Source organism: Ruegeria lacuscaerulensis (genome assembly GCF_013033355.1).
Taxonomy (GTDB): domain Bacteria; phylum Pseudomonadota; class Alphaproteobacteria; order Rhodobacterales; family Rhodobacteraceae; genus Ruegeria; species Ruegeria lacuscaerulensis_A.
Genome location: NZ_WQDY01000007.1, coordinates 199,329 through 219,280, shown reverse-complemented (window position 1 = coordinate 219,280; position 19,952 = coordinate 199,329). Strand labels below are relative to the sequence as shown.

Genomic DNA, 19,952 nt, shown 5'->3' with positions numbered 1-19,952 from the left:
TGCCTGTCGCCTCATGAGATAGCGAGCATCCTGACGCGCGGATAGAACCTTTAAAAATAACTGAAACGTTCAGTGTGCCGAATTCGCTTGTTTCTAGGGTGGTCGGTGAGTTGACGATTTCGGGCAACATTGCTTGTGAAAGGACTTCCAATGTCAGAAAAACTCGCCACAATTCTCGGGGCCGCGCGCCAGCATGCCGAGGATGTCATTGCACCCAACGTGGATGCATGGAACGCGGCACGAACCTGGCCTCGTGACGCATCGGACAAGGCGGGTGCTGTTGGGTTGACGGGCCTGTACGCTCCTGAGGAGTGGGGCGGTCAGGGTCTTCCTCTGTCAGAAGGCATTCAGGTCTACGAACAACTAGGGCTTGGCGATGGCGCCTATGCTTTTGCATTGTCCATGCATAACATCTGCACTTTCGCCGGATGTGGTTACGGGACCGATGCATTCAAGGAAAAATGGGCACGTGATCTGACCTCTGGGCGCAAATTGGCGAACTTCGCGTTGACCGAGCCTCAATCCGGGTCTGACCCCATGAAGATGTACACCCGAGCGACCATCAACGGGGACGGTACGTGGACGATCAGCGGTGCCAAGGCCTGGGTCAGCCTGGCGACTGAGGCGGATGTATACTTCACTGTCGTCAAGACAAGCGACGCGCCGGGCCACAAGGACATGGCGATGATCGCGATTCCCGCTGACGCACCGGGTGTCAGCTTCGGGCCATTGTACGACACACCCTCTTACGGTTTCCTCCCGATTGGTGAAATGTATCTCGACAAGGTTGTTGTCAGCGAAGACAACATCATTTTGCCGGTTGGTCAGGGACTTCAGGGATCATTGATGGCGATCGATATCGCCCGGGTTTCGATTGCTTCGGGGTGTTGCGGGCTGATGCAGGCGGCGTTGGATACCGCGCTGTCCTATTCGAAAAACCGCAAGATGTTTGGTGGCACAAACCTTCAGCTGGATGGAATTCAGTGGATGCTGGGTGAGGTCGCGACCGAGCTTGAAGTCTCGAAGCTGCTGTACCGCAAAGCGGCAGAAGCGCTGGGAACGCCCGAAGGCCCGTTGATGGCAGCCCATGCCAAACGGTTCGTGCCGGATGCGGCGGTCAAGGCGGCCAATACCTGTACACAGGTTCTTGGTGGAATGGGCCTGCTGCAACCCTACGGGCTTGATCGCTTGTCACGTCTGGCGCAGATGCTGCGTATTGTGGACGGAACGACCGAGATCAGCCGGGTTGTGATCGGCCGGGCGCTGCAGAAACGCGCTGCTGGTCTGCCTGATCTTCCGGTGCCTAAAGGGTTCGGAGAAACTGACGACGCCAGCCCATCCGTTGCGGCCGAATAAGTCAGATGCGGCGTGCCTGCCGGCACAAGACTCCAAAGCCCAGCTTTCGAAAGAAGGCTGGGTTTCTTGCTTGAGCGCAAGTCCGGGTCGGATCAATCTCTTGGTTTGCGCGACACTTTTTTAAGGCTCGCGGGGACTGCTGCGCTCACTTAGCCATCACCATGGTTTCGGTGCCTTGGGTTTAGATTGCGAAGAGGTGACGGACGCGTCGCGAACTTCCCCAGTGGAATTGCTGATTTGAGGTCACGTCCGCGTCGCGCTGGGTTTGAATAGGACTTTGCGCCTCAATAGCAGAGCTACTGACATTAACAAAGTTTAACTCTCCGCCAGACATTCGTTAATCGGGCCAACCTTTATCGACTGTGTACCCCACAACATCACCTTAATGATAAAGGAGGAGAAGATGGACTACGCACAGACAGCCAGCCCTCGGAAGGGTTTGTTTTTTAGCTTGTTTTCGAACTATGCAGAAGCGCGCGTCGAACAATTTCGCCGTAAAATTTATGGCAATACAGTCCGCGTTTTGGAGAAGCTGAGCGATCAACAGCTGGAGGACATCGGCATCCCCCGGAGCGAGATCAAGCAGCGCGCTTATCAAAGCGTCTATCACCAGATGCCGTATGACCATCGCGTGCAATAAGCGTCGCATTGTTGAAACTGGATTTGAAGGTGGAGGGATATGATGCTTGATACACATACTTGCTCGGGCGCAACCCCAAGCACGAGCGCTTTGGTGCTGTTTGACCGGGCAATGAAAATCCATGCTATCCGTGCCGATATCGTTCGAGCCGCGCAAGAACTGAACTGCCTGAGTGATCGTCAGCTTTCTGAGATGGGGATCAATCGCACGGATATTGACGAGATGATCGCAAGGTATATCTGAGATGCCTGCCCCATCCCTTGCCGACAATGATGTAGGACGCGAGAGAACCAAAAAAGCCGCTCTGAGGGTTTCAGAACGGCTTTTATTCGCATGAAGGTTTGTGGTGTGGTCAGGCCTGGTGATCGACTACTTGCAGATGTTGGGCCAGCTTCTCGATTTCGGCCATCCAGGCTTGCACCAGTTTCGGATCGCTGGGGGCGGCATGCACTCCGGCGGGGATCGCACGGTTCAGAACCGCCTCAACTGCCAAGGATACCGGGATCGAGACCAGACGCGCCATCGCCGTGCCTCGCGCGTCACCCCATGCATCCATGACATAGGTTTTGTGCCAGGTCTCGACGCCTTCTTTCTCGGCTTTCAGGCCCACGCACAGAACAACGCGGTCGGGCTCGCCTTCATCATAGGCGTTCTCATCCCAGAACTGGTCCGACATCTGTTTCAGACGCGCGTCGCCTTCGGGGCCGGACAGGGTCTCGATCTCGGTGAACACATCCGACCACGCATCGGCCCAGCCGTTCAGGCGCAGGGTGCCGCGGACGAATTCTTTGACCGGCCAGTGATCCTCGAACTGGTATTCGGCCATGAAGGGGATCGAGTCGCGGTTTGGGTAAACCTCAAAGCTTTCGGGTGTGGGCAGCGGCGCGACATAGCTGGTGATCGCGTCCCACGGGCGGGCCACATCCAGCGGGGCGTAGTCCCGGATGGATTTTGAGGGCGACCGCAGGGCTTTCAGAACGCCCAGAGGCGACCAGCTGAATTTATAGCGGAACGGGTTGGGGTTTTTCGGGATGCCACCGCAATAGGAGATAAAGCTCAGGTGGTTTTGCGCATCGAACGCGTCGGACGCGCGATAATCGGCCACCAAGGCGTGCGCCATCAGGTGGTCGATGCCCGGGTCCAGCCCGACCTCATTGACTAGTGCAACACCGGCCTCGCGGGCTTTGTCATTCAGCGCGCGCATTTCGGGGGCGATGTAGGACGAAGACACGAAGTTCGCGCGCTTCGATATCGCCAGTTCCGCCAGCGGCACGTGCCAGTCGCCCGGCAGCATCGAGACGATCACGTCGCCCTGTTCCAGCACCGCGCCCAAGGCGTCGATGTCAAAGGCGCGGATGTCGTCGGTCAGGTCTCCGACCTCGGCGCGGGCCTTGTCGATGGTCCGGTTCCAGACAGTGACTTTATGTCCGCCCTCGATCAAGCGGCGCAGGCCGGGGATGGCCGACAGGCCGGTGCCACACCAGTGAATTGTCATCGCTCAGATCCCTTCAATATGGGTTTTGTAAGTTGTCTCAGCCCGGCCCCAGACGCCGCTGTTCAGATCGGTCAGGGTCAGCAGGGAGGGCAGCAGTTGCGCGGCGTAGTCTTCCGAGCTTTCGACCGGCAGCATCGAGGGCAGGTTGTCGATGGCCATCACGTCCATCACCGGATCGTTTGCCACGCGCAGGGCGGGCGCGTCCCATGTGGTTGCGCGGTCATAGACCGGCACCGGGTTGTAATCGCTGTCCGGGTCGCAGGCCACGTCGCCAATGGCGGTCAGGTTGCGCGGTGCGTTCAGCGCCTCGCGCGGGACAAAGACCGGCGTGCCGGGGCGGGCAAAGATGCAGTTCAGGAACAGATCATGGTCAAGGATTTCGGGAAAAGGCCCGCCGCTGGCGGTCTCGGCCATGTCCCATTTGGTGACGGAAACGCCCATCGCCTCGCACATATCAGCCGCGCCCGTGCCCACGCGGCCCAAAGCGCCGATGACGATAGCGCGAGGGCGGGTGCCCGTGGCGCCCAACTCGGTCAGCAATTCGGCGTTCAGCGCGTCTTTGTTCGGGTACACCCCGACCGGAGGGCATTCCTGCCCCCGCTGCTGTGCGGCCCATGTTTTCAGCGTTACCGCCGCGCCCGCGTATCCGGCCCAATAGCCAAAGGCGGCGACCCGGCGGTCGTTTTCGTCCACCAGATATTCCAGATCATAAAGCGTGCCGCCCCCGGCCTTGAAGCGTTCCAACAAAGCCCGCCCGGAATGCTGCCCCTTATAGGCGTGGCCGAACATGATATGACGTTGGGGCAGGGGTGTCCCGTCCTCGGGCAGTTCTTTCAGGCCGAAGATGACCGCATCCAGCGGGGCCTCGGGCCAGGAATTCTCGGCCGCGATCTCACAGCCTGCGTCCGTATAGCCCTGCAACGGAATGGCGCGCACGGAACTTTCCTCGACCGTCACGCGGATGCCTGCGGCGATCAGGGCGGCGGCACCTTCGGGGGTCAGCCCGACCCGTTCCTCGTTCGGGCGCTGTTCTGCCCGGACCCAGAGATGTGTCATGTCAGTTCCTTTTGTTCAGAGCATCCCGGCGGCGCGCACGGCCTGAACCGAGGCCCGTGCCTCCATCGCTTCGCGGAACGCGATAATCTTGGGAAAGGTTGCGACGTCGACGCCGTCACCTTCCAGCCAGCTGCAAACCACATAGAGGTAAACGTCCGCCAGCGAGACCTCATCCCCCAGCACAAATGGCCCCCGCAGCCCGTTCGAGCAGATATAGTCACAGGACGCGGTCATCGTTTGCGCGACCTTGCCCTGCATATCCTGCCAACTGGATTTTTTGTCGGCCCAACGCTCCCCGCGCATTTTATGGGCGTGGTTCACGTGCATGGTCGAGGCAAGGTAATACATCACCTCGCGCATCCGCGCGGCCATGATCGGGTCGGACGGCACCAGCCCGGCCTGCGGTGCAACCGCCGCGATGTAATCCAGCAGCGCGCCGGTCTCGGTCAGAATGCCGCCATCCACCACCAACGCAGGCACGCGACCCTTGGGGTTGATCTGCTTATAGGCAGGTTTGGTTTGCTCACCGCCCGCAAAGTCCAGCTTGATCGCCTCGTACTCCAGCCCGGCTTCTTCCAAAGCGATGGCCACGGCGACCGAAATCGTGCGGGGGGCGTAATAAAGCTGCATCGGGGCCTCCTTACAGGTGGGTTTGGGCGTAGTGCCGGTCGGGCGCTTCCAGATGGGGCACCGCGTTGAACAATACCGGACTCAACTGGCTGCCAATCGGATGCAGACGATGCATCGACGTGTTCATGATGGCAAGCGCCACCCGCGCCATCGCCGGAATGTCCAGCCCCATCGCCTGGCGCACTGCCATCGAAATCAGCGCGCCTGAGGTCACCACAATCGCCGGCCCGCCTTCGGTTCCGATATCGTGCAAGGCGTCTGCGACGCGCGCCTCGAACGCGGCAAAGGTTTCGGGCGCATCCGCGATCTGGCCATTGGCCCATGCCGTGAATGTCCGGGGCAGGTGTTCGACGAACCCCTCACGGTCGGTGGGAACCATAACGTTGTGCTGTTGTTCGAAAAGCTGCGCGAGGTTGAAATACTCGACCTCGTTCAGACGCGGATCGCGGATCGGCTCCGGCAAGCCCATGCTCGCCGCTGTTTCCACATGCCGGGTCAGCGTGCCGCTGTAGACACGGGGATAGTGCGCGCGGGTGTCCTGCAGATGCCCGCCCAGCCAGCGTGCTTGCTGATGACCCAGATCGCTGAGTTTGTCATAGCTTTGCTCGTCTCGCGCGGCGGTGTTGGCCTGCCCGTGACGCACCAGTGTAATATGTGACATGGTCGTCCCTCTTGCCGCAAAGTCTTAGGGCAGGTTGTGGGCCGGGACCAGAGGCGTTTGGAATTCTGTTTGCAAAATCTTGGCCGTTCGAAGCTTTCCCCATGGTCAGTTTTTTACGCGGGACAGGGGGGTTTTCTATTGCGCTACGAAAAAAAGTTTCCTATAGGAAACCAAGCTGTGGCATGCGGGTGTATACACCATTCCCGAAGGTACTGCAGCCCACTCTGGCGTGGAACACGTGTCTAACTCTGTTGACTTACAGCAAAGGAGTGGGAAGCTGGCGGAACACCGCCTTTTTGCAGGACGGGGCGTTTGCGACAGTCTGTGACAACGGCTTAGGAAAGCGACCACCCATGACCGAGATTAAGCGCACGCCTTTGTATGATCTGCACGTTGAGTTGGGCGGCAAGATGGTTGATTTTGCGGGCTGGGAGATGCCGGTTCAGTATCCACTGGGGATCATGGGGGAACACAAGCAATGTCGCGAAAAGGCGGCGGTGTTCGATGTCAGTCACATGGGTCAGGTGATCCTGCGCGGCGAGAATGTGGGCGAGAAGCTGGAAACGCTCTGCCCGCAGGCTTATGCTACGCTGAAGGACGGCAAGGCGCGGTACGGGTTCTTTACCAACCCGGAAGGCGGGATCATGGATGACCTGATCGTGTCGAATGCAGGGGATCACTACTTCGTGGTGGTGAACGCGGCGCTGCGTCATCAGGACATTCCGCATATGCGCGAACATCTGGACGGCGTCGAAGTGATCGAGATTTTCGACCGTGCGCTGGTTGCGGTGCAGGGACCAAAGGCCGAGGATGTGGTGGGCGCGCTCTGCCCTGTGGCGCGGGATCTGAAATTCATGGAAACCACTGTGGCGGATATCAACGGCGTTGAATGCCGTATCTCGCGCCTGGGTTACACCGGTGAGGACGGGTACGAGATCTCGATCCCCGAGGACAAGGCCATCGATATCACCCGCGCCTTTCTGGCGCATGAGGATTGTGAACCGGCGGGCCTTGGCGCGCGCGACAGCCTGCGGCTGGAGGCTGGGCTGTGCCTTTATGGCAATGACATTGACCAAACGACCTCGCCGATAGAGGCGAGCCTTGGCTGGGCGATCCAAAAGCGCCGCAAGGAAGAGGGCGGCTTTCCCGGTGCCGACCGCATCCAGAAAGAACTAACTGAGGGCGCCGCACGCAAACTGGTCGGCATAAAACCCGAAGGCCGCGCGCCCGCCCGTCAGGGTGTTGAGATCCAGTGCACGGAAGGCAACACCATCGGTCAGATAACCTCTGGCGGGTTCGGCCCCACGGTCGGTGGCCCTGTGGCAATGGGCTATGTGTCCGCAGGCCATGGCGAGCCGGGCGAGGTGGTCAACTTGATCATTCGGGGCAAGCCGCAACCGGCGCAGATCGTGGCGCTGCCCTTCGTTACCCAGAATTACAAGCGTTGAAGTCAGGAGAAAAACCCAATGGCAACCTATTATTCCGAAGAGCATGAGTGGATTGACGTCGATGGTGACACCGCCACTCTGGGCATCACCAAACACGCGGCGGAACAGCTGGGCGATGTGGTCTTCGTGGAACAGCAGGAAGTCGGCGAAGAATTCGCCAAGGACGGCGAGATCGGCGTGATCGAATCCGTCAAGGCGGCGTCCGAGCTTTATGCTCCGGTTGATGGTGAAATCATCGAAGTGAACGAGGCGCTGGCCGACAATCCGGGCGCGCTGAACGAAGACCCAGAAGGCAATGCATGGATCTACAAAATCAAGATCACGGACGCGTCGCAGCTCGAAGATCTGATGGATGAGGCCGGCTACAAGGACTTCATCGGTTAATTCAACGGCGGATCTTTACACGGATCCGCCCTTCATCTGGCTAAAATACCTCCGCCGGAGGCTCCCGCAGCCTCCGCCGTGTCTGACTTATTCATAGGAGCGCTGCAATGGCTTTCAAACTGACCGACTACGAAGCCTATGACTTTGCCAATCGCCGCCATATCGGGCCCAGCCCGACCGAGATGCGCGACATGCTCAAGGTGATCGGCTTCAAGACGCTGGACGCGCTGATCGACGCCACCGTCCCGCCCGCGATCCGCCAGAAAGAGCCGCTGGACTGGGGTCCGGCGATGACGGAACGCGATGCTCTGTTCCATATGAAAGAGGTGGCGAGCAAGAACAAGGTTCTGACCTCGTTGATCGGGCAGGGATATTACGGCACCACCACGCCTGCTCCGATCCTACGCAACATTCTGGAAAACCCGGCCTGGTACACCGCCTATACGCCCTATCAGCCCGAGATCAGCCAAGGCCGGCTTGAAGCGTTGTTGAACTTCCAAACCATGGTCAGCGATCTGACCGGGCTGGACGTGGCCAATGCGTCCTTGCTGGACGAAGCCACCGCCGCGGCTGAGGCCATGGCGATGGCCAAGCGCGGTGGTCGGTCCAAGGCCAACAACGCCGCCTTCTTTGTCGACCGCAACTGCCACCCGCAGACCATCGCGGTGATCAAAACGCGCGCCGAGCCGCTGGGCATCGACGTGCAGGTGGCCGACCCGGATCAACTAGACGCGGGCGCGGTTTTTGGCGCGATCTTCCAATACCCCGGCACCCACGGCCATGTGCGCGACTTCACCGCCGAGATTGCGGCGCTGCATGAACACAAAGCCATTGCCATTGTCGCCGCTGACATCCTGTCGCTGGCGCTGCTGAAGTCACCGGGCGAGATGGGCGCGGATATCGCCATCGGCTCGACCCAACGGTTCGGCGTGCCGATGGGTTATGGCGGGCCCCACGCGGCCTATATGGCGACCACCGACAAGCTGAAACGCGCGATGCCGGGCCGGATCATTGGTGTCAGCATCGACAGCCGTGGCAACAAGGCTTATCGCCTGGCGCTGCAGACCCGCGAGCAGCACATTCGGCGCGAGAAAGCCAACTCGAACGTCTGTACCGCACAGGCGCTGCTGGCGGTGATGGCCTCGATGTACGCTGTCTATCACGGTCCCGACGGCATCAAGGCGATTGCGCAATCTGTTCACCGCAAAACCTCGCGTATGGCCGCCGGTCTGGAAGAGGCGGGCTTCTCGGTCGAACCCGAGGTGTTCTTTGACACCATCACAGTCGAGGTCGGCCACTTGCAGACCACCGTCATGGAGGCCGCCGTTGCCCGTGGCATCAACTTGCGCAAGGTCGGCGAGACGAAAGTCGGCATCAGCCTGGACGAACAGACCCGCGCCGAAACGATTGAGGCCGTCTGGGGGGCCTTCGGCATCGACCGTCAGGATGACAGTTCCAACGTGGCGTACCGCCTGCCGGATTATGCCTTGCGCGAGACGCCCTATCTGACCCACGAGATCTTTCACAAGAACCGGGCCGAGGCCGAGATGACCCGCTATATGCGCCGTCTCGCCGACCGCGACCTGGCGCTGGACCGGGCGATGATCCCGCTGGGCTCGTGCACCATGAAGCTGAACGCCACGATCGAGATGATCCCGGTCACATGGCCCGAGTTCGGCAATCTGCACCCTTTCTGCCCCGAAGATCAGGCGCAGGGCTATCACGAGATGATTGCCGATCTGAACGACAAGCTGTGCCAGATCACCGGCTATGACGCGATCAGCCAGCAGCCCAACTCGGGCGCGCAGGGCGAGTACGCAGGTCTACTGACCATCCGCAACTATCACTTCGCCCGCGGTGAAGGGCACCGCAATGTCTGCCTGATCCCGACCTCGGCACACGGGACCAACCCGGCCTCGGCGCAGATGGTGGGCTGGCAGGTGGTGCCGGTGCAATCGGATGAGAACGGCAATATCGACCTGAATGACTTCCGCGCCAAGGCCGAGAAGCATTCCGATCATCTGGCCGGCTGCATGATCACCTACCCATCGACCCATGGTGTGTTCGAGACCACCGTGCAGGAGGTTTGCCAGATCACCCATGACCACGGCGGTCAGGTCTATATCGACGGCGCCAACATGAACGCCATGGTCGGCCTGTCGCGCCCCGGTGATATTGGCGGTGACGTCAGCCACCTGAACCTGCACAAGACCTTCTGCATCCCGCATGGCGGTGGTGGCCCCGGCATGGGCCCGATCGGCGTCAAGGCACACCTTGAAGAGCACTTGCCCGGTCACCCAGAATACGGCACCGCCGTGGGGCCGGTATCGGCGGCGCCCTTTGGCTCGCCCTCGATCCTGCCGGTGTCATGGGCCTATGTGCTGCTGATGGGTGGTGCGGGTTTGACGCAGGCGACCAAAGTGGCGATCCTGAACGCCAACTATATCGCAGCGCGTCTGCAGGAAGCCTATCCGATCCTCTACACCTCCGAGTCCGGTCGGGTCGCGCATGAATGCATCCTCGACACCCGTCCGCTGGACGCCGAGGCGCATGTGACCGTCGATGACGTTGCCAAACGTCTGGTCGATTCAGGTTTCCACGCCCCGACGATGAGCTGGCCGGTGGCAGGCACCCTGATGGTCGAGCCCACCGAATCTGAGCCCAAGGATGAGTTGGACCGCTTCTGCGACGCCATGCTCTCGATCCGATCCGAGGCGCAGGATATCATCGACGGCAAGATCGACGCGGAGAACAACCCGTTGAAGAACGCCCCCCACACGGTGCGCGATCTGGTTGGTGACTGGGACCGGCCTTACAGCCGCGAACAGGCCTGTTTCCCTCCTGGCTCGATGGGTGTCGACAAATACTGGTCCCCCGTCAACCGCGTCGACAACGCATACGGAGACCGAAACCTCGTTTGCACATGTCCGCCAATGGACGCATACGCGGAAGCGGCGGAATAAACAGAAAACCCCCGCCTTGGCGGGGGTTTTTCTTAGGGAACGAAGCCTTTAGGCACCCCGAATGGCGGGGAGTCCACGCTGGATCCCGTCAGTGCGTTGAGGAATGCCGCGAGACTTGCGATGTCAGCTTCGGACAATTCCAATGGCGTGATGTCTACCTTGCCGCGCACACGCGCCATTTCCAACCGGTCGTCCCAGACGACGAAATCGGCTTTGTGCAACCAAGGAACGTTCGGCAGGTCAGCCATATCACGATTCCATTTCGACAGGCTGTTTTCGGGGTTCAGGTGATGGAGGATCATACCCTCGAGGTCGGGGAAAGCTCCGTTATGACCATAGGGCGCAGTCAAGGCCACGTTGCGCAACATCGGCGTGCGAAAGCGATAGGCGTCCTCCAGCCGGTCGCTTTCCCCCATGCGGCCGACGTCGCGCACATAGGGGTCCCATTGCCGCGTGCGGCCCGGCCCAAAAGGGGGCAAGGCCAAGGCGTGAAATTCCTGATCTGACATCAGCGGCCCGGAATGGCAGGTCGAACACTGCGCTTTGCCATAGAAAAGATCCATCCCGTCTTTCTGCTCTGCCGTCAGCGCCGAGGAGTCACCCGCGAGGTATTGATCGAACGCGCTGTCGGTGCTGCGCCATTCAACCGCCATGAACGCGGCCAGCGCGTTGGCGATTTGAGTGATTGTGATGTCCTCGGTCGTGTTGACCTCATCAAAAGCGGCGACCATGGCCGGGCCATAGCGCGGATCGGTGCGCACGCGCTTGGCAAGGATCGGCCAGCCCAGATCAATCCTGTCTGCAACCGCTCCGGTCACCTGATTTTCGCCGACATTGCCGGCCATTTCGAATTGCGAGGTCAGCGGGAACAGCGCCTGTGCGGCGAGCAGCGAGTTCAGCCCCTCAGGCAACCATTCCTGCGCCGGAGAGTTAAACCCGTTGCCGTAGACATCCGAGATACTCAGGCGGCCATCGTGGAATACGGTGTGAATCTCTTTCGCGCCAAGGTTCCACAGCCCCGGTGAATTACGGGGGATGCGTTTGCGAATCTTATCGGTTCCTACGCCCGGTGTCCGATCTGGCCCCAAGCCTTGCCCGCCTTCACCAATACCCAGCGATAACCCGTCCGAGGTGCCGAAATCAGGATGATGGCAGTGGGCACAGGAAATGTTCTGGTTGCCCGACAGAATGGGGTCGTAAAACAGTTGATGACCAATCGCGGCCTGTTCCATATCAAAGAGGATAAAGTCATCATCGGTCAGTGGGCGCGGCAAATCCTGAGCCGCAGCCGCTCCGACGAAAAGGAAAAAAACCCCATGCGCCAGCTTGTATTTGCCCTTTGCCTTTTTGCGACCCCGGCGCTGGCCGAATTGGAACAAGCGCGCGACATGATGGAAGCGGGCGAATTTGAGGCCGCGCGTGAGGAACTGCTGCCAGCGGCGCGCTCTGGCAATGCCGAGGCCGAAGAACTGATCGGCGTCATGTACGGCCTTGGGCTGGGGGTCGAGCAGGATTACGAGCGGGCGTTTGACTGGTATCTGCGTGCTTCGATGAAGGGGCATCCGGGGGCGCAGTCGGGTGTCGGCTGGTACTATGAGCTGGGTCTGGGCATGCCCGCGCCCGATCTGGTGCGGGCGTATATGTGGTACACGCTCAGTGCCATTGGTGGTGATCCCGATGCGGCGATCAGCCTTGAGGAAGTGGTCAAGAAAATGTCGCCGGAGCAGATTGAAAGGGCGCATGTGCTGGTGAATGATTACAAAGGGTGGATGTACCCGTTTCGGTAAGGGCCGGACGCAGCGCCCGGCCCCTTTCGCTTAGTTCAGATCCGCATCGCGAGAGGCGTTGATATCGGCCTCGGCTGCTGCAACCGCTTCGGTCAGGGCGTTGAACACCTCGTCCCCGCGGGCCACGTTGGACTGGAACCAGTCATAGACCGGCGTTGCGGCTTCTTTGAACGCTGCTTTCTGGTCAGGTGTCGGCACATAGAGATCCCCGCCACCGGCGACGAAATCTTCATAAGCCTGGATCGACTTGCGCTTGGGCGAGGCAAAGGTGGCCTGCTGCAGAGCATAGAAGCCATCGACCACCACGCGGCGCATGTCCTCGGGCATCTCCTGGAACTTGGCGTTATTCATCCACCACAACGCACCCATGTAGGCGTGGCCGTCCAGCGTGACGTATTGCAGACCGGCATCGGGGAATTTCATCCCCATGATGTCGGTGATCCCGTTCTTGGACCCTTCAACCACACCGGTCTGGAAGCTGGTGAACAGTTCAGGCCACGGGATCGGGGTGGGCGATGCACCCAGTGCCTTGACCAGCTCTTGCGGCAGGTCAGCGACCACGGTGCGGATTTTCAGACCTTCCATATCCGCAGGTTCGGCGATGCGACGCTGGGTGTTGGCAAAGTTGCGCCAGCCGCCGGTGTTGCCAATGGTCATCAGACGGATCGCGCCGCCAGAATCCTCAAGCGCCATGTCGCGGACCTTGCGGGTGAAATCGCCGGACAAGACATGCTCGGCCACGCGGTCATCGGCCATCAGATAGGGCAGGTCCAGAACCTGCACGTAGGGGAAGATGCCCGACGCGCCGCCCGAGGTCGAAATATAGATGTCGATCGTACCGTCAGCCACGCCTTGCAGGCACTCGGCCCCGTTCGAGCACAACTGCGTGCCGATGAACAATTCCACCTCGATGGCGCCGTTCGAGGCAGCCTCGACATAGTTCTTGAAGACGATCAGACCGTCATAGTCTTCGTCGTTTTCGTTCGAGTTCGCTGTCGCGCGCAGGGTATAATCTGCGGCGGTGGCGGCAAGTGCGGACGCGGCCATCAGCGAGGTGGCCACCGCAGCGGTTTTGATGAAGTCTCTGAGCATTCGTTTCCTCCCTGTGATACTCAGTTCAGTTTGCAAATCCCGTTATCCTCGGGATCGTCATGGATAGTGCGGGGACATAGGTGATCAGGAAGATCACTATGATTTCGACAGCCAGAAACGGCAGGATCGCCTTGGCAATAGTTTCGACCTTTTCGCGCGATACGGCGGCGGCCACGAACAGGACCAGCCCCATCGGCGGCGTTGCCAGACCGACGGTCAGGTTGACGCTCATGATAATGGCAAAGTGGATCGGGTCCACGCCGAGACTTGTGAAGATGGGGCCAAGGATGGGACCAAGAATGATGATTGCCGGGCCTGCATCCAGAAACATGCCCACGACAAACAGCAACAGGTTGATCAGGAACAGCAGGATCAGCGGGTTTTCTGACAGGCCAAGGATCAGTGCCGCCAATTGTTCAGGCGCATGGCTAAGGCTGACTACGGTCTTGAATGCCATCGCCGCGCCCACCAGCAGCAAAACCACGGCCGAGGTCAGGCCCGCATTACTGAGGATCTCGGGCACTTCGTTCAGGGTCAGTGTGCGCAGGACGAAGAAGCCGATGATGAAGGCATAGCCCACAGCGACCGCAGCAGCCTCGGTCGGAGTAAAGATGCCGCCGAGGATCCCGCCCAGAATGATAACGGGGGTCAGCAGCGGGAAGAACGCCTTGAGACTGGCCTTACGACGCTCGCCCCATGTGTATTTGCGGCTGGCGACGGGGAAGTCGTATTTGTCGGCCATCACTTTGATCATCAGCATCAGGCCAACGCCCACCATCACACCCGGCACAATACCCGCAAGGAACAGGGCGGCCACGCTTTCACCCATCACATAGGCATAGATGATCATGATGCCCGAGGGCGGAATGATTGGCCCGATCACCGAGCTGGCCGCTGTGATCGCAGCGGCGAAGCGGCGGGTATAGCCCTGTTTTTCCATCGCCGGGATCAGCATAGACCCCAGTGCCGAGGTATCTGCGACCGCCGAGCCCGATAGTCCTGCAAACAGGATCGAACTCAGGACATTCACGTGGGCCAGACCGCCGCGCAGGTGCCCCATCAGGGCCTGCGAGAACTCGACCAGACGAATGGTGATGCCGCCACGGTTCATCAGCTCTCCGGCCAGCATGAAGAAGGGAATAGCCATCAACGGGAAGCTGTCCATACCGTTGTAGACGTTCCGGTACAGCAGAGTGATGTCGGCGGTCTGACCGTTCAGCCACAGCAGAATGCCGGGCGCGGCCAAAAGCGCGAAAAAGACCGGCAGGCCGATCATCAGGAAAATCAGGAAGGTGGGCAGGAACCAGATCAGCATCTATTCAGCCCCCACCGGTGCATCTGCGATTTCGGGCAGCAAGTCCCCGCCGCCCATCATCTTGACGATCGACCGCAGGATAAGCTCGATATTGACGACTAGCAGAAGGATGACCCCCACCAGCAACGATGCCATCATCCAGCTGCGCGGGACGCGGTACCACTCGTCAAACCCCAGCGAGGTCGGAATATAGAGCGCCGCCGTGGCGAAGCGGCCGCCAAAACCCGTGACCTCGGACCAGCCGATATTCACGGCGACGGCCAACACTGCCAGCGAGACGAAAAGCAGAAACAGCATCAACACCTGCCCCAGCACGCGCGGCAGCATCATGGGCAGCATATCAATAGCCACAAACCCGCCGCGTCGGAACGCGGTGGGGGCCATCAGCCCGGTCATCCACAACATGCAGAAGCGCGCGGCCTCATCTGGCCAGGGTAGGGCGTTGCCTAAAACGTATCGGAAGAACACCTGAATCAGGATTGCGATCACCATCAATGCAATCGCAACGACACCAACCGCGCGGCCCAAACGCAGCACGGTTTCGTTCACGAATGCAATCGGCGCAAGCGCCGTTGCCAGTCCGCCCATGCGGATCCTCCCTTGTTCAGCCGCAGGTTTGTCCCGCGGTCGTCAAATCACGCCTAGTGCTGCGCGAATTGGCCGAGTTTCCCGGCGTAAAAGGTCAGCGCGTCTCCGTCCGCCATGCTGACTTTCAGGACTTTGCCCACCACGATCACGTGATCGCCTGCATCGTGATAGGCGTGCTGTTCGCACTCAAACCGCGCCAGACAATCCGGCAGCAGAGGTGTTCCGTTCCCGCAGCGGTCGTGGTTGATATCCCGCAGAGCGAATGCGTCTTTCGAGCAGCCAAAACACAGATCGGCCTGTTCCGACGATAGCACGTGCACGCTGAAATGGCGCGCCTTGTGGAAATAGGGGAACCGGCGCGAATTGCGGTCGCCTGCCCACATCACCAACGGGGGGTCCAGCGACAGCGATGAAAAGCTGTTGGCGGTGATGCAGACCGGGCCATCGTCGCTGTCACAGGTGACGATGGTCACGCCGGTCGCAAACTTGCCAAAAGCGTCCCGCAAGGTGCGGGTGTCGTCTTTGTGCGGGACGAATGTGTGAGTGATGTCCTTTGAGATTGCGTTCATCATGGTACCTCATGCCCCAGCGCCGCCTCGTACAGGCGGAACCAGCTTTCGCGATCCAGATTTACTTTCAATGCGTCCGAGATGCTTTTGATCCGGTCCAGATTGTTCGTGCCCATAACCGGAAGAATTCCTGCTGGGTGCGCCAATAGGAAAGCGATGGCGACTGCCGCGCGATCCACGCCGAATTCGGCAGCTATCTCATCTGCAACTATGCCGACCGGAGGGTTTCCGGCCATCAGCAACCCACCCCCCAGCGGAGACCACGCCATAACGTGCTGGCCGTGCTGCTGATGAAAGGCAAGATCGCCATTGGTGAAAGGGTCGATCTGACCCAGAGACAGCTCGATCTGGTTGGTGACCAGCGGCGTCTTCATCGCCGATTGCAGCAGGTTCCAGTCCCAGGGACGGAAGTTCGACACGCCGACAGCGCGCACCTTGCCGCTGGCGACCACCTCATCCAGTGCGGCGCCGGTTTCATGGTGGTCCATGAACGGATCAGGACGGTGGATCAGCAACAGGTCAATATGGTCGATGGCCATCTCGGTCAGAGAAGTATCGACCGATTTCAGGATATGCGCGCGCGAAGTGTCGTAGTACTTGACCTTCGCGTCCGAATACCGTCCGCAGGGCGCGACGATATCGCATTTGGTGACGATCTCCATCTTTGACCGCAGGGTCGAATTGGCGCGCAGGGCGGCACCCAGAATGCCTTCGGCCGTGTAGTCGCCGTAGATATCTGCCTGATCGAAACTGGTGATCCCCTGATCCAGACAGGCTTGTATCTTGGCCTCGACATGCGCGGCCGATGTGTCATCGTCATCCCCGATGCGCCACATGCCATATACAATGCGGCTCAGTTCCAGCGTGTCGGATAGTTTCACACGGTGCATCAGCGACGAACTCCATTGCCCAGCGGGGTGGCCGGGGTCTTTGCAGGCACGCGCCCGTATTCTTCGGGCAGCGAGCAGGTTTTCAGATTGGGCAGGACGCGGGTCCCGAAATGCTTGGCCTCATCCATGTGCGGATAGCCTGAGAAGATGAAAGCGCGGATGCCCATCTTCTGGTATTCTTCGATCTTGGACATCACCTGATCGGTCGACCCGACCAAAGCCGCGCCGCAGCCGGATCGCGCGCGCCCAACGCCGGTCCACAGGCCCGGTTCGACATAGCCATACTCATCCGCCAGATCACGGTTTTTGGCCTGATGCGCCACGCCCAGTGAGGTTGAATCCAGCGCCCGCTCCCGGATCGCACGGCCATATTCGTCATCCAGCTTCGAAACGATGTAGTCCGCATATTCCTGCGCTTCGGCTTCGGTATCGCGGACGATCATGTGAACGCGCAGACCGTAATCCAGCGTGCGGTTGTAGTTTTCAGCCACGGCGTGAACGGCCTTCATCCGTTCGGCCAGTTGATCCTTGGTTTCGGGCCACATCAGGTAGACATCGCAATGCTCGCCGCAAAGATCGAGCGCAGAGGGGGAATAGCCTCCGAAATACAGTAGCGGACCCCCAGTCTGATAGGGCTTGGCCGGGTCAGTGGTCAGGCCAGAGAAGTTATAGACCTCACCCGAATGGTTGATCTCATCCTGAGTCCAAGCTTGCTTGAGGATCTCGACCACCTCGCGGGACCGCTGATAGCGGAACGCGCTATCGTCTTTCTCGCCGGGGAAATCAGACGAGATGATGTTCACCGTCAGCCGCCCTTGCAGCATGTGATCCAGCGTTGCAATTGTACGCGCCAGCATGATCGGCTGCATCTCGCCACAGCGCACGGCGGCCAGCAAATTGATCTTGTCGGTGATCGGCGCGCAGCCAGCCACGAAACTCAGCGTGTCCTGACCGACCTGATAGGAAGACGGGCACAGGATGTTGCGGAACCCTTGCGCCTCGGCCTCGCGGACGATGCCGGAACAATGCTCCCAACTCGATCGCAGGTCACCATCCGGGACACCCAGAAACTGATAATCGTCTGAGCACAGCGCGGCGAACCACGAAACCTCGGCCGCATCCAGATCGGGGGATGTGATGGGGACGATGGTCATTTGATTCGTTCTCCGTGCATCTTTTGACTTTCCTCTTGCGTAGCAATCACTTTGATGTAGATCAATAGTGTATCAATTTTTTCCACGACTCGGTGAAGCACCTCGAAAATGACTGCCAACAGCCGCAACCCCAACGCGCTGCCGATCTATGTGCAGATCGCCGAGCTTCTGATCCGCGACATTGCCGCGGGTCGGCTGATCGACGGTGAACGTTTGCCACCCGAACGAGACATGGCTGCGAACCTCAATGTCTCGGTCGGGACGCTGCGAAAATCGCTGGCGGAGCTTGAGAAAAAAGGGATGTTGGAGCGTATCCAAGGCTCGGGCAATTACATCCGCGAGACCGGGACGCAGAACAGCGTTTATGCGATGTTCCGGCTGGAACTACCCGAAGGCGGGGGCCTGCCGCGCGCAGATATCCTGTCGGTGGATCATCTGGAAAAGCCCTCCGATCTGCCGGAATTCGGTACATCGCCCAAGGGGTCGCGAGTGCGCCGGATGCGCTATTTGAATGACACAATCATCGCAGTCGAGGAAATCTGGCTGGATGATTCCGCCGGAAAGGTCGATCAGGCGCTGCTGTCGGATTCGCTTTATCGCTATTACCAGCAGCAGCTTGGGTTCTGGATCACGCGGGCCGAGGATCGGGTATCGGTCCGTGCGCTGCCCCATTGGACGCCTGAGACCTTCACCAAACCCGCTGGCGAAACGGCCGGTTATATTGAGCGGTTCAGCTGGTCCGAGGGGCCAGAACCGGTCGAGTTTTCAAAAACGTGGTTCGACCCGGATCGGGCCACCTATGTCCAACGTCTGAAATAAAAGGAAAAACGCATGACCCGGACCATCCATTACGGGCTGATCGGTTGCGGTATGATGGGGCAGGAACACCTGCATAATATCGCGTTGCTGGAAGGTACGCGCGTCTCGGCGATTTTCGAACCCGATGCCGCGATGGCCAAGGCAGCGCAGACGATTGTACCGGATGCGCAGATGGTGGGTTCGGTCGAAGATCTGCTGGCCGTGGATGATCTGGACTGCATCGTGATTGCCAGCCCCAACCATCTGCACGTGGACCAGATCGAGCAGATCGCGCGGGTGCGACCTTTGCCTTTGCTGGTCGAGAAACCTCTGTTCACCGACCCGGCAGATGCGGCGCGGCTTGACGCCATCCAGCGTGACTACCCTCATCCGATCTGGGTGGCGATGGAGTATCGCTATATGCCGCCCATCGCAGCCTTGATTGAGGGGGCGCAGGTGACCGGCGGTGTCAAAATGCTGACCATCAAGGAGCACCGCTTTCCCTTCCTGGAAAAGGTCGGCAACTGGAACCGCTTCAACCGCAATACGGGCGGTACCTTTGTCGAGAAATGCTGTCACTTCTTCGACCTCATGCGCCTGATCCTGCAATCGGACCCTGTGCGCGTGACAGCCAGCGGGGGGCAGGCTGTCAATCATTTGGACGAGGCGTATGACGGAGAAACACCCGACATTCTGGACCATGGCTATGTCATGGTCGATTTCGCCTCGGGCGCGCGAGCAATGCTGGAGCTGTGTATGTTCGCCGAAGGCGCGCGGTATCAGGAGGAGATCTCGGCCGTCGGACCAGACGCCAAGATTGAAGCGCAGGTGCCCGGACCCGGCCGTTTCTGGCCCGAGCATCTTGGTGATGCGCCGGTGCCGCAACTGATCGTTAGCCCACGTGCGCCCAAGGGACCGGTCGCCAAGGACATCCCCGTTGATCCAACGCTATTGGCCGCGGGTGACCATAACGGGTCTACTTTCTATCAGCATCAAGGATTCCTAGCCGTCCTGCGTGGTGATAAACCCGCCCCCGAGGTGACTCTGCAGGACGGGATGTGGGCTGTGCGCATGGGTCTGGCCGCGCAAAAGGCGCTGGAGACCGGAGAGGCGGTTTGGTTCTAGA

The 19,952-nt window shown here is 59.8% G+C and carries 20 protein-coding genes; 9 read left to right on the top strand and 11 right to left on the bottom strand.

The window, feature by feature from the left end:
* The first annotated feature begins 150 nt into the window (after positions 1–150).
* The 3 genes from GOW48_RS14145 to GOW48_RS14135 all read left to right on the top strand — a co-directional run bounded on the left by GOW48_RS14145 (position 151) and on the right by GOW48_RS14135 (position 2,239).
* The gene (locus GOW48_RS14145; RefSeq protein ID WP_170754740.1) at positions 151–1,356 is read left to right on the top strand and encodes an acyl-CoA dehydrogenase family protein; all 1,206 of its coding nucleotides are present in this window, start codon (positions 151–153) and stop codon (positions 1,354–1,356) included.
* Positions 1,357–1,759: 403 nt separating this feature from the next.
* Positions 1,760–1,996 carry a DUF1127 domain-containing protein gene (locus tag GOW48_RS14140; protein ID WP_170355492.1) on the top strand — a complete coding sequence of 79 codons (237 nt, stop codon included), beginning with the start codon at positions 1,760–1,762 and terminating at the stop codon, positions 1,994–1,996.
* 42 nt (positions 1,997–2,038) lie between these two features.
* Complete coding sequence (locus tag GOW48_RS14135; RefSeq protein ID WP_170355491.1) at positions 2,039–2,239, top strand: DUF1127 domain-containing protein; 201 nt, start codon at positions 2,039–2,041, stop codon at positions 2,237–2,239.
* A 109-nt stretch (positions 2,240–2,348) separates the two neighbouring features.
* Here GOW48_RS14135 and GOW48_RS14130 read toward each other — a convergent pair whose 3' ends face one another.
* The 4 genes from GOW48_RS14130 to GOW48_RS14115 are packed head-to-tail and all read right to left on the bottom strand — an operon-like array spanning position 2,349 to position 5,838.
* A complete protein-coding gene (locus tag GOW48_RS14130) occupies positions 2,349–3,491 on the bottom strand; it encodes a saccharopine dehydrogenase family protein (RefSeq protein ID WP_170754738.1) in 1,143 nt (380 codons plus the stop codon).
* A gap of 3 nt (positions 3,492–3,494) precedes the next feature.
* Positions 3,495–4,547: a saccharopine dehydrogenase gene (locus GOW48_RS14125; protein WP_170754736.1), complete on the bottom strand. Its 1,053-nt coding sequence runs from the start codon at positions 4,545–4,547 to the stop codon at positions 3,495–3,497.
* 15 nt (positions 4,548–4,562) lie between these two features.
* Positions 4,563–5,177, bottom strand: coding sequence for a glutathione S-transferase family protein (locus GOW48_RS14120; RefSeq protein ID WP_170754734.1), 615 nt, complete (start codon positions 5,175–5,177; stop codon positions 4,563–4,565).
* Positions 5,178–5,187: 10 nt separating this feature from the next.
* Positions 5,188–5,838 carry a histidine phosphatase family protein gene (locus tag GOW48_RS14115; RefSeq protein WP_170754732.1) on the bottom strand — a complete coding sequence of 217 codons (651 nt, stop codon included), beginning with the start codon at positions 5,836–5,838 and terminating at the stop codon, positions 5,188–5,190.
* A gap of 353 nt (positions 5,839–6,191) precedes the next feature.
* On the opposite strand from GOW48_RS14115, the gene gcvT reads away from it, so the two are divergent.
* From gcvT to gcvP, 3 genes are all read left to right on the top strand, one after another.
* Positions 6,192–7,286 carry a glycine cleavage system aminomethyltransferase GcvT gene (gene gcvT, locus GOW48_RS14110; protein WP_170754730.1) on the top strand — a complete coding sequence of 365 codons (1,095 nt, stop codon included), beginning with the start codon at positions 6,192–6,194 and terminating at the stop codon, positions 7,284–7,286.
* Positions 7,287–7,304: 18 nt separating this feature from the next.
* Positions 7,305–7,670 carry a glycine cleavage system protein GcvH gene (gene gcvH, locus GOW48_RS14105; protein WP_170355485.1) on the top strand — a complete coding sequence of 122 codons (366 nt, stop codon included), beginning with the start codon at positions 7,305–7,307 and terminating at the stop codon, positions 7,668–7,670.
* Positions 7,671–7,777: 107 nt separating this feature from the next.
* Positions 7,778–10,633, top strand: a complete 2,856-nt coding sequence (gene gcvP / locus GOW48_RS14100; RefSeq protein ID WP_170754728.1) for an aminomethyl-transferring glycine dehydrogenase — start codon at positions 7,778–7,780, stop codon at positions 10,631–10,633.
* 32 nt (positions 10,634–10,665) lie between these two features.
* On the opposite strand, the gene GOW48_RS14095 is transcribed toward gcvP, so the two are convergent.
* The gene (locus tag GOW48_RS14095) at positions 10,666–11,907 is read right to left on the bottom strand and encodes a cytochrome-c peroxidase (RefSeq protein ID WP_170754727.1); all 1,242 of its coding nucleotides are present in this window, start codon (positions 11,905–11,907) and stop codon (positions 10,666–10,668) included.
* Between the two features lie 42 nt (positions 11,908–11,949).
* On the opposite strand from GOW48_RS14095, the gene GOW48_RS14090 reads away from it, so the two are divergent.
* Entirely contained in the window at positions 11,950–12,420 is a 471-nt protein-coding gene (locus GOW48_RS14090; RefSeq protein WP_170355482.1) for a tetratricopeptide repeat protein, read from the top strand.
* 30 nt (positions 12,421–12,450) lie between these two features.
* Here GOW48_RS14090 and GOW48_RS14085 read toward each other — a convergent pair whose 3' ends face one another.
* From GOW48_RS14085 to GOW48_RS14060, 6 genes are read right to left on the bottom strand one after another with little or no spacing between them, the layout of a single operon-like run.
* Positions 12,451–13,512, bottom strand: a complete 1,062-nt coding sequence (locus tag GOW48_RS14085) for a TRAP transporter substrate-binding protein (protein WP_170754724.1) — start codon at positions 13,510–13,512, stop codon at positions 12,451–12,453.
* Between the two features lie 25 nt (positions 13,513–13,537).
* Entirely contained in the window at positions 13,538–14,827 is a 1,290-nt protein-coding gene (locus GOW48_RS14080) for a TRAP transporter large permease (RefSeq protein WP_170754722.1), read from the bottom strand.
* Entirely contained in the window at positions 14,828–15,415 is a 588-nt protein-coding gene (locus tag GOW48_RS14075) for a TRAP transporter small permease (protein WP_170355479.1), read from the bottom strand.
* A gap of 53 nt (positions 15,416–15,468) precedes the next feature.
* Positions 15,469–15,984: a flavin reductase family protein gene (locus GOW48_RS14070; protein WP_170754721.1), complete on the bottom strand. Its 516-nt coding sequence runs from the start codon at positions 15,982–15,984 to the stop codon at positions 15,469–15,471.
* On the bottom strand, positions 15,984–16,874 hold the full coding sequence (locus GOW48_RS14065; protein WP_170754719.1) for an aldo/keto reductase: 891 nt from the start codon (positions 16,872–16,874) through the stop codon (positions 15,984–15,986). Before GOW48_RS14065 ends, GOW48_RS14070 begins: the two co-directional genes overlap by 1 nt.
* Positions 16,874–18,028, bottom strand: coding sequence for an LLM class flavin-dependent oxidoreductase (locus tag GOW48_RS14060; protein ID WP_170754717.1), 1,155 nt, complete (start codon positions 18,026–18,028; stop codon positions 16,874–16,876). Before GOW48_RS14060 ends, GOW48_RS14065 begins: the two co-directional genes overlap by 1 nt.
* A gap of 108 nt (positions 18,029–18,136) precedes the next feature.
* On the opposite strand from GOW48_RS14060, the gene GOW48_RS14055 reads away from it, so the two are divergent.
* Both GOW48_RS14055 and GOW48_RS14050 read left to right on the top strand, forming a co-directional pair.
* Positions 18,137–18,847, top strand: coding sequence for a GntR family transcriptional regulator (locus GOW48_RS14055; RefSeq protein ID WP_170754715.1), 711 nt, complete (start codon positions 18,137–18,139; stop codon positions 18,845–18,847).
* Between the two features lie 12 nt (positions 18,848–18,859).
* Positions 18,860–19,951 carry a Gfo/Idh/MocA family protein gene (locus GOW48_RS14050; protein ID WP_170754713.1) on the top strand — a complete coding sequence of 364 codons (1,092 nt, stop codon included), beginning with the start codon at positions 18,860–18,862 and terminating at the stop codon, positions 19,949–19,951.
* The last annotated feature ends 1 nt before the right edge of the window (position 19,952 follow it).

What these genes read in the sequence shown, in the direction of transcription:
- GOW48_RS14080 (WP_170754722.1), bottom strand. Translation starts at nt 14,827, where the DNA reads ATGCTGATCTGGTTCCTGCCCACCTTCCTGATTTTCCTGATGATCGGC.
- GOW48_RS14065 (WP_170754719.1), bottom strand. Translation starts at nt 16,874, where the DNA reads ATGCACCGTGTGAAACTATCCGACACGCTGGAACTGAGCCGCATTGTA.
- GOW48_RS14050 (WP_170754713.1), top strand. Translation starts at nt 18,860, where the DNA reads ATGACCCGGACCATCCATTACGGGCTGATCGGTTGCGGTATGATGGGG.
- GOW48_RS14140 (WP_170355492.1), top strand. Translation starts at nt 1,760, where the DNA reads ATGGACTACGCACAGACAGCCAGCCCTCGGAAGGGTTTGTTTTTTAGC.
- GOW48_RS14075 (WP_170355479.1), bottom strand. Translation starts at nt 15,415, where the DNA reads ATGGGCGGACTGGCAACGGCGCTTGCGCCGATTGCATTCGTGAACGAA.
- GOW48_RS14115 (WP_170754732.1), bottom strand. Translation starts at nt 5,838, where the DNA reads ATGTCACATATTACACTGGTGCGTCACGGGCAGGCCAACACCGCCGCG.
- gcvH (WP_170355485.1), top strand. Translation starts at nt 7,305, where the DNA reads ATGGCAACCTATTATTCCGAAGAGCATGAGTGGATTGACGTCGATGGT.
- gcvT (WP_170754730.1), top strand. Translation starts at nt 6,192, where the DNA reads ATGACCGAGATTAAGCGCACGCCTTTGTATGATCTGCACGTTGAGTTG.
- GOW48_RS14125 (WP_170754736.1), bottom strand. Translation starts at nt 4,547, where the DNA reads ATGACACATCTCTGGGTCCGGGCAGAACAGCGCCCGAACGAGGAACGG.
- GOW48_RS14060 (WP_170754717.1), bottom strand. Translation starts at nt 18,028, where the DNA reads ATGACCATCGTCCCCATCACATCCCCCGATCTGGATGCGGCCGAGGTT.
- GOW48_RS14130 (WP_170754738.1), bottom strand. Translation starts at nt 3,491, where the DNA reads ATGACAATTCACTGGTGTGGCACCGGCCTGTCGGCCATCCCCGGCCTG.
- GOW48_RS14135 (WP_170355491.1), top strand. Translation starts at nt 2,039, where the DNA reads ATGCTTGATACACATACTTGCTCGGGCGCAACCCCAAGCACGAGCGCT.
- GOW48_RS14145 (WP_170754740.1), top strand. Translation starts at nt 151, where the DNA reads ATGTCAGAAAAACTCGCCACAATTCTCGGGGCCGCGCGCCAGCATGCC.
- GOW48_RS14090 (WP_170355482.1), top strand. Translation starts at nt 11,950, where the DNA reads ATGCGCCAGCTTGTATTTGCCCTTTGCCTTTTTGCGACCCCGGCGCTG.
- GOW48_RS14085 (WP_170754724.1), bottom strand. Translation starts at nt 13,512, where the DNA reads ATGCTCAGAGACTTCATCAAAACCGCTGCGGTGGCCACCTCGCTGATG.
- GOW48_RS14055 (WP_170754715.1), top strand. Translation starts at nt 18,137, where the DNA reads ATGACTGCCAACAGCCGCAACCCCAACGCGCTGCCGATCTATGTGCAG.
- gcvP (WP_170754728.1), top strand. Translation starts at nt 7,778, where the DNA reads ATGGCTTTCAAACTGACCGACTACGAAGCCTATGACTTTGCCAATCGC.
- GOW48_RS14120 (WP_170754734.1), bottom strand. Translation starts at nt 5,177, where the DNA reads ATGCAGCTTTATTACGCCCCCCGCACGATTTCGGTCGCCGTGGCCATC.
- GOW48_RS14070 (WP_170754721.1), bottom strand. Translation starts at nt 15,984, where the DNA reads ATGAACGCAATCTCAAAGGACATCACTCACACATTCGTCCCGCACAAA.